The 8313-nt window shown below is 38.0% G+C and carries 8 protein-coding genes; 5 read left to right on the top strand and 3 right to left on the bottom strand.

The annotated features are described in order from the left end of the window. Positions 1 to 75: 75 nt before the first annotated feature. Complete coding sequence (locus FD16_RS06915; protein ID WP_010622692.1) at positions 76 to 1164, bottom strand: Ldh family oxidoreductase; 1089 nt, start codon at positions 1162 to 1164, stop codon at positions 76 to 78. 267 nt (positions 1165 to 1431) lie between these two features. Here FD16_RS06915 and FD16_RS06910 point away from each other — a divergent pair, with 267 nt between their 5' ends. The 3 genes from FD16_RS06910 to FD16_RS06900 all read left to right on the top strand — a co-directional run bounded on the left by FD16_RS06910 (position 1432) and on the right by FD16_RS06900 (position 3974). Then, on the top strand, positions 1432 to 1908 hold the full coding sequence (locus tag FD16_RS06910; RefSeq protein ID WP_010622693.1) for a hypothetical protein: 477 nt from the start codon (positions 1432 to 1434) through the stop codon (positions 1906 to 1908). Positions 1909 to 1999: 91 nt separating this feature from the next. Next, the gene (locus FD16_RS06905; RefSeq protein ID WP_010622694.1) at positions 2000 to 2791 is read left to right on the top strand and encodes a DUF2238 domain-containing protein; all 792 of its coding nucleotides are present in this window, start codon (positions 2000 to 2002) and stop codon (positions 2789 to 2791) included. 22 nt (positions 2792 to 2813) lie between these two features. Continuing rightward, entirely contained in the window at positions 2814 to 3974 is a 1161-nt protein-coding gene (locus tag FD16_RS06900; protein WP_010622695.1) for a glycerate kinase family protein, read from the top strand. A 53-nt stretch (positions 3975 to 4027) separates the two neighbouring features. Here FD16_RS06900 and FD16_RS13355 read toward each other — a convergent pair whose 3' ends face one another. Beyond that, a complete protein-coding gene (locus FD16_RS13355) occupies positions 4028 to 4318 on the bottom strand; it encodes a helix-turn-helix domain-containing protein (RefSeq protein WP_353424619.1) in 291 nt (96 codons plus the stop codon). Further along, complete coding sequence (locus FD16_RS06895) at positions 4230 to 5006, bottom strand: AraC family ligand binding domain-containing protein (RefSeq protein WP_010622696.1); 777 nt, start codon at positions 5004 to 5006, stop codon at positions 4230 to 4232. Before FD16_RS06895 ends, FD16_RS13355 begins: the two co-directional genes overlap by 89 nt. A 245-nt stretch (positions 5007 to 5251) precedes the next feature. Between FD16_RS06895 and FD16_RS06890 the strand changes: the two genes are divergently transcribed. Beyond that, positions 5252 to 6661 (top strand): glycoside-pentoside-hexuronide (GPH):cation symporter, encoded by a 1410-nt coding sequence (locus tag FD16_RS06890; protein WP_010622697.1) that lies wholly within the window; start codon positions 5252 to 5254, stop codon positions 6659 to 6661. 23 nt (positions 6662 to 6684) lie between these two features. Then, positions 6685 to 8310, top strand: a complete 1626-nt coding sequence (locus tag FD16_RS06885) for a glycoside hydrolase family 43 protein (protein WP_010622698.1) — start codon at positions 6685 to 6687, stop codon at positions 8308 to 8310. The last annotated feature ends 3 nt before the right edge of the window (positions 8311 to 8313 follow it).

Genomic DNA, 8313 nt, shown 5'->3' with positions numbered 1-8313 from the left:
GTGAAAATCTATCAGTACCAAATATTGTAGAGCCAAAAAAATTCTGTTGCTCCTGATTTTTTATATTTTGACAAACTATTTAACGAATTGTTCGTAGGAAACACCAAGTCGATCAGCGATTCCTTCTACTTCGGCTAAAGTTTTGTCATCAATCTCAATCCCATTATTTGAGCGATCTTTGTAAGCTGTTGCTTCCTTATCACCGGCAACGATGACTGGCTTACCAGGAACGGATGGCAAGTCACGAATTTCTTGCAGGTAATTGGAAAACTTATTGATGATTGCATCTTTGTCGCCAAAAATAGATGGATCAATGGCGGTAAAACTTTGACAAGGACCGACCGATAGATCATCTGGGGTGATTTCACTAGAGGTGTTACCCATTGAAAGAATCGAAGTAAAGACCTCAACGATGACACCAAGTCCAAACCCTTTGTGACTGCCAGTGTCTTCTGTGACTCCACCTAATGGTGCCAATCCAACATTAGCGTTTGGATCACGAAGTAAGTCCAGATCGACAGAATCATTATGATCATTAACTGGTGTTTCACCATCTTTTGCGACCCATAATGCAGGTAAATCTTTACCTAATTTACGGTAGACTTCAATTTTACCCTGAGGAACAGTAGTCGTGGCGGCGTCGAAAATAAAAGTATTTGGCTTGGCCGGCATAGCAAATGCAATCGGGTTAGTGCCGACAAGAGCCTTGGTTGCGTGTGTTGGCAACATAGCCGGACGTGAATTACACGACGACATCCCGATTAGTCCTTCTTCGGCTGCCATATTAGCGTAGTATCCTGCGATACCATAGTGACCTGATCGTCTTGTTGTCACCATACCGATACCATGTTCTTTCGCTTTTTTGATTGCTAGTTTCATGCTATAGATACCATTTAGTTGACCTAAACCAAAGTGGGCGTCAACAACTGCACTAACATCTGTTTCTTTAACGATTTCTGGTTTGTTATGTACTCGAATCTTACCATTCCGAATGAAATCATCATACATAATCATTCGTTGGACACCGTGGGATTCAATTCCGATTAAGTCGGTGTAGATTAACATGTGAGCTACTTCTTGGCTTTCCTCTTCAGTAAACCCGTATGCCTTGTATATGTTATAAATCAGTTCTTGAATTTTTTCACTGTCGTACCTTTTTACCACTATAATCACCACATTATTTAGATTGATTATGAGACTAAGAATCTCAAGCACTGCTATAAATGTTAATAATTTAGTGATACATTGTCAATGGATTTTTTAATGAAATATTAATGATTCGTTAATAAATAACATGAGTATGTCAGTTATGAAGCTAAAATATATATTCTGACAAAATCTCATTTTCGACTCATCTGATACTACTTTCTCATATGACATAACTAATTTACGATTAGTTCAATGAATTTGATCAATTGTGGGGATGGCGTAATGGATAATCAAAGTAGATTTACCTTAAAGAAATATCGTGGCCTGTTATTGGCAAAAATAGCTGATACAATGACAACTCACGACGAAACGTTTCATAATCATGTTGCTGGTACATTACCACAAACATGTACTATGTGTGACGATTTACTAGAGCTTCAAGACGAACTAAAATCAATTAATCAACAGTTACAATTAATAAAAAATGGTGTTCCCCCTCTGACTGTTAGAATGTGTCATTACTATTTGGCAGTTGATATTAAGAACCAGCAATTTATTATTCGAGCTCAAAATCAAGATAATGTAGCTGAAATTGTCAAATACAATCGGATGAAACTTCACGGACGACCACAACAAATTGAAGATTTAACAGCATACAAAATGGTGAAACAATTTGAACCTAATGCGGGCCGAGATAAGGTTGCTTTTTTAAGACAACATCCTGAATTTATTGGTATCGTGGTTAGTCAGAATGGTTAACTTTGCGGTCTTCAACAAAATTAACTATAATCTAACTAACGAATATATTTCGATTAATTTTGGATGAGTAGTAGTCACAAAGGAGCATACGATGAAGCAAATCAAGAAGCGTACGCCAATTTATTTTCGGGTTCATTTGATTTTGGGGATTATCGTGATTGCAACGATGGTTCGTCAATTTTTTTTAGAGAACTTGGAAGGTGTGTTGATGTGCTTATTAACGTTGCTTTTGTTTATGATTCCGCAGACCATTGAAAAACGATCATCTATTATTCTACCAACCACATTAGAAGTCATTATATTGTTGTTTATTTTTTCAGCTGAAATTCTAGGCGAGATTCATAATTTTTATGGGACCTTTAAATATTGGGATCTCATATTGCATGTGTTGAATGGATTTCTAGCGACCGCAATTGGTTTTTCACTGATAGATATTTTAAATCGTGAGGACCGTTTTTATATCAAAATGTCACCAGTGTTTGTCACGTTATTTGCGTTTTGTTTCTCGATGACGATTGGAGTACTGTGGGAATTCTTTGAGTTTGGCGTTGATGTGTTTTTTAACATGGACATGCAAAAAGATACGATAATTCATAAAATTGTCTCGGTTAAGCTAAATCCCGAGCATGTTAATAACCCGGTTATTTGGGATCATATTAAGTCGGTGAAAGTTATGATGGCTGGATCACACCATTATCACGAAATTAATGGATATCTTGATATTGGGTTATTAGATACTATGAAAGATTTAATGGTAAATTTTGTTGGCGCAGTGATTTTTGGAATTTTATATTTAAAAAATCGGGACAAATATCATTTTGCTGGTCGTTTTATTCCTAAATTCAACGAACCAGAAGAGAAACACAGGAAGATTGATGAGTAAGTGAACGTTAGGTGCTATCATTATGTTAAAACTACAATTTATGAGGCATGGTATGAAAAATATTTGCTTAGTTGTTGATTCATTTAAGGGTAGTGCGTCATCTATCCAAATAGAAAATTACCTTGAAACTGGTATTCATAAGGCTGACCGGAATTTTAAAGTAACTAAAATTCCAATTACCGACGGTGGAGAGGGTTTTACTCGAATTCTCACCGATTACCTGGGTGGAGAAATGCACAAAACTGAGATCACGGGTGCATATGGACGTAAACAGATTGCTCAGTGGGGGATAGCAGATAGTAAGGCCATTATAGAAGTTGCAGAGGCTGCGGGGTTATCCCAACGTCAAGCAGGTGATGATCCACAAAATGCAACATCTTACGGATTGGGAAAATTAATTTTAAAAATTGTGAAACAGGAAAAGCCAAGCGAAATTTTAATTGGGTTAGGTGGTAGTGCTACTAATGACGCTGGGTTGGGAATGGCGGAGGCAATTGGTTATCAATTTAATGACGAAAATGGTTTCTCTGTGCCAGCACTGCTTAAAAATTTTGACCAAATTAAGAGTATTGATAATAGCAAAGTTGATCAAGATTTAAAAAAGATAAAATTCACGGGATTTGCTGACGTAGTCAATCCACTTTTGGGTGAAAATGGAGCAACATATGTATATGGCAGACAAAAGGGCATTGAAATTGACAAGATGTCAAAAATTGACCATCAGATAAGCCGTGTTGCAGGCATTGTTGTCAATGCAAGTGGACATGACCATCGCAATGACGTGGGCAGCGGTGCGGCAGGAGGATTAGGATTTGGTATTCTATCTTTTTTGAATGGCCAAATTGTACAATCAATGCCCGAAATGATCAAAATGTTGAAAATTGAGGAGACCGTTTCAAAAAACGACATTGTTGTTACCGGTGAGGGCAATCTTGATGCGCAGTCACTTGATGGCAAAGTTTCGTGTCAAATTGCTGGAATTGGTAAACAACTTGGAGTTCCCGTGATCGGAATAGTTGGAAACACAAATGTTGAGATGAGTAAGTTACTAGACATTGGGTTTAGCGCAGTGTTTACAACTACTGTTGGGCCTAAGACGTTAGAGCAGGCAGTTGATTCAATCGAATTAGATGCAGTTACAACGGCGGAACAAATATTTAGGGTTGTCGGTATTGGTAAATAGAAAATGGTGAAGCAAGACTCATAATGTCTTGCTTCACCATTTTTAATATGTCTCTACGGTTCATCACTTTCAAAGCTTCGATAAACATCGTTTTCGGGATCTTCGTTGTAGGTGACAAAATTTTCCGAGAAGAGCTTTTTATCTAAGAAGTAATTCGAACTCTTATTTCTAAATTGTTTTGGTGAGTAACCCGTCCAGATTTTAAATTGTCTACTAAAATTACCGGAATTTTTATAGCCCATAATGTAACTAATATCATTGATGCTGTATTGAGGCTTTAACAACAGATTCTGGGCAATTTGTTGTTTCACACTTGATAGGTAAAGCCTTTGGAGACAATCCATAAGACTCACGGAATACCCTTGAAGCATATCCGACACTGAGATTTAGTTGGTCGCAAACTTTTTTAATGATATCAGTGTTTTCAATTTGTTCGGGGTCATTATCGTCATAAACTAAACGTTGCATTTCATTTTTAATCGCAATTCTAATTCGTTTTGCATATTGAACATTATAGAGATTAACGTTCACATTAACTTTTTTAATGCTTTCGTACAGTGTACTAATTACTTGTGAAAGTTGGATTTGAATCATGATTCTGTCACCAAAATCATAATCACCATCGCTGTTCTCAGATAACACGTTTAACATACTGTCGAATTTTTCTGTGATACTTGCAGTAGTTTCGTTATTTTTTCTGTATACCAGCTTGGGGTTACCAATCAGTGTTTCCTCTAATGATGGGTCGTCTAAGTCAAAATGAAAGGTGAAATAAGTGAGATCTTCAGCTGCCTTACATCGGTGAGCCGTATTGGGAACGATAACTGTAAATTCGCCTGCATTGATTGAATAAGAGATTGTGTCGTATTCTATTTCTTCGACACCTTTCAATACATATATAACCTCGAATGCCGTATGAGTCTCTTTAGGATAATTCCATCCCTTATTTACAGTTTGAAGATGTGATCCAAAAAACGTGTAGTTCCAGTTGAAGGCTGGAAGACGTTTAGCGTTTTTTAGGAGCTCTGTCAAATTAATCACCCACTTATCGATTTTATACTTTAAGCTAATTATACAGCGCTTTCAAACGAATACATATCTATACGATCATTGAAATGACACTCATATCAGGTGATGATATTTTTTGCTCACATGCTGATATGGATTCAATTGTAATCGTTTTCACCGGGTGATACGATTGTTTATGAAATCAACTAACATGTTGTGGGGCCCTACAAAAATAGGTGATTTCTAGATACCTGGGAGGTATAAAACTTATGGAAACTCAAACAGAAGCGACAAAGTTACCCAAACTATCCTTCTTTAAAATGTTTGGTTATGGTACCGGTGATTTTGCACAAAACTTAATTTATAATACAGTTTCAACTTATCTGCTATTCTTCTACACCAATGTTTTTGGTTTACCACCGGCAGATGCAGCAACCATGTTCTTGGTGGTTCGTGTCATTGATGCGATCAACGATCCAATCGTTGGTACTCTGATCGACAAGCATACTAACCGTTTTGGTAAGTATCGTGGATTCCTACTTTACATGGCTGTACCCTTTGCAGTAATGGCAATTCTTTGTTTCTACACGCCTGGATTTGGCCAAATGGGTAAATTAATTTACGCCTATGTCACATACGTTGGCCTTTCATTAATTTATACGACGGTGAATATTCCTTATGGTTCACTGAACGCTGCGATGACTCGTGATAACGATGAAATTGTTAAGATGAGTTCAGTTCGTATGTTCCTGGCAAACCTTGGTGGAATGTGTGTTTCTTATGGTATTCCAATTTTTGTTAAATTATTTTCAGGTGGTTCATACTCAGGACCCAGCGCACGAATGGGTTGGTTCTTCACTTTAAGTATGTACGGCATCGTTGGTGCTCTTGTGCTTGTATTCTGTTTCTCACAAACTAAGGAACGGATTACGTTACCTGCTGACAAGCAAGCCAATGTTCACGTTAAGGATTTATTCCATCAATTGGTTATTAACCGACCACTCCGAGTATTAGCAATCTTCTTCATCATTACTTTCGGTTTGATGTCAGTTGTTAACTCAGTTAGTTCATACTACGTTTCATACAACATGAACCGACCTGATTTACTACCTTTATTTAACCTTTTACCTGGATTGCCAGCATTCATCTTAGTTCCATTAACACCATGGATGAATAAGACATTTGGTAAGAAACGTTTAGTGATGGGAAGCTTAATTCTTGCAGCAGTATGTTTAACCGCAATGTATTTTGTTCCAGCGACTAATGTTACTGCCTTATTTGCTCTTAGAATTGTCGGACAAATGGGGATTACTGAAGCAACCACCTTCATGTGGGCTTTAGTACCTGAAACGATCACATATGGTGAATGGAAGACCGGTAAGCGTGAAAATGGAATTGTGAATGCGATTGTTGGTTTCTTCTTCAAATTTGGGATGGCACTTGGTGGGGTTGTTCCCGGCTATGTTTTAGCCGCATTTGCATTTAATGCTAACCATGCCACTCAATCTGCACACTCAATGCAAGGTATTTTACTTGTTCAGACATTAATCCCAGTTGCTTTTCTAATCTTAGCCATCATTGATTTCGCATTCTATAACTTAACTGATGATCAGGTTAAGAAGATGAATGACGAAATTGAAGCAAAAGGTGTAACTGAGCAGTCTGCAGAAGGTATTTAGTGTAGCTTTAGGAGGAATTATATATGAAGATAGTTAATCCAGTTATTAGGGGCTTTAACCCTGACCCAAGTTTATTGAGGGTGGGCGATGACTATTACATTGCTAATTCGACTTTTCACTGGTTTCCAGGTGTTCAGATTCACCATTCCAAGGATCTGATTAACTGGGAGTTAGTTGAAAAGCCACTAGATAGCAAACGGTTGCTTGATATGACTGGGGTACCGGATTCTGGCGGTGTTTGGGCACCTGATCTAACGTATTCGGGCGGCAAATTTTGGCTCGTTTATTCTAATGTTAAATCGATGCGTGGAGCTTTCAAAGATACACCTAATTTCTTAACGACTGCCGAGAGTATTCATGGGCCTTGGTCTGATCCAATATATTTGAACAGCAACGGATTTGATGCATCATTGTTTCATGCGCCAGATGGGAAAAAATATTTAATTAATATGGTGTGGGATCAAAGAAATTATCTCCATCAATTCCATGGTATTCAGTTACGAGAATATTCGGTTGAAGACCAGAAGCTGATTGGTGAACCAAAGATTATTTGGAATGGTACAGCTGATCGTATTACTGAGGGACCACATTTATACTTTATTAATGATTTCTATTACCTATTTTGTGCTCAAGGTGGAACGAATTGGCCTCATCAAGAAGTAGTTGCTCGTTCTAAGAATTTACTAGGGCCATATGATGCAGAGCCTGGAGAACCATTGCTAACAGCCATGGACGACTCACACAATTACTTGCAAAAATGTGGTCATGGTTCATTAATTGAGACTCCTGACCACGAGTGGTATATGGCTCATTTAATGGCAAGAACATTGCATCATGCTAATGAGTCAGTGATTGAACCCCGTGGATGGGCACCATTAGGACGTGAGACATCAATTGAAAAGATTGAATGGGATAATGATGGCTGGCCACATGTCGTAGGCGGTAAGGCCGGATCAAGAGAGGTAGATGCGCCGTCATTTGTCACATCCACAGAAGCTAAGGCAACTTATCCAGTTAAGGATGATTTTAGTGGTGATCAGTTAAATATTAACTTCAACACGCTTAGGCTACCATCTGAAGAGGTTGGTGTATCACTAGTAGATCGACCAGGTTACCTACGCCTCTATGGGCATGAATCACTGAGCTCGTTATTCAATCTGTCGCTCGTGGTTCGTCGTTGGCAGGCATTCTCGTTCGACTCAGAGACAAAAGTTGATTATCAACCAGAGAACTATCAACAAATGGCTGGTATGGTAAACTATTATGACTCCGTTGATTACACAGCTGCTTACATTACGTACAACGAGAAGCAAGGCCGTTGTATTGAAGTGTTAAGTTGTGATGCAGAAAACTTTACTTTCTACTTAAAAGATAATGCGATTAGTATTCCAGATGATGTTACAAGCGTATATTTCAAAACAAAGGTGCGCCATGAAAACTATTCGTATGCATACTCGTTTGATGGTCAGGAATGGCAGGACATTCCCGTAACCTTTGATTCGTTAAAATTATCCGATGATTACATTTTGATGAATTACGGCGGATATGCTTTCTTTACAGGTGCGTTCACAGGCGTATTCAGTTCTGATTTGACGGGTTCAAAATTACCAGCAGATTTTGATTATTTTAAGTATCAAGAATTAGAATAATTT

The sequence above is a fragment of the Paucilactobacillus suebicus DSM 5007 = KCTC 3549 genome (genome assembly GCF_001434475.1).
Taxonomy (GTDB): domain Bacteria; phylum Bacillota; class Bacilli; order Lactobacillales; family Lactobacillaceae; genus Paucilactobacillus; species Paucilactobacillus suebicus.
Note: the sequence above shows the minus strand (reverse complement) of the source record. Positions and strands in the feature narration are given on the sequence as shown.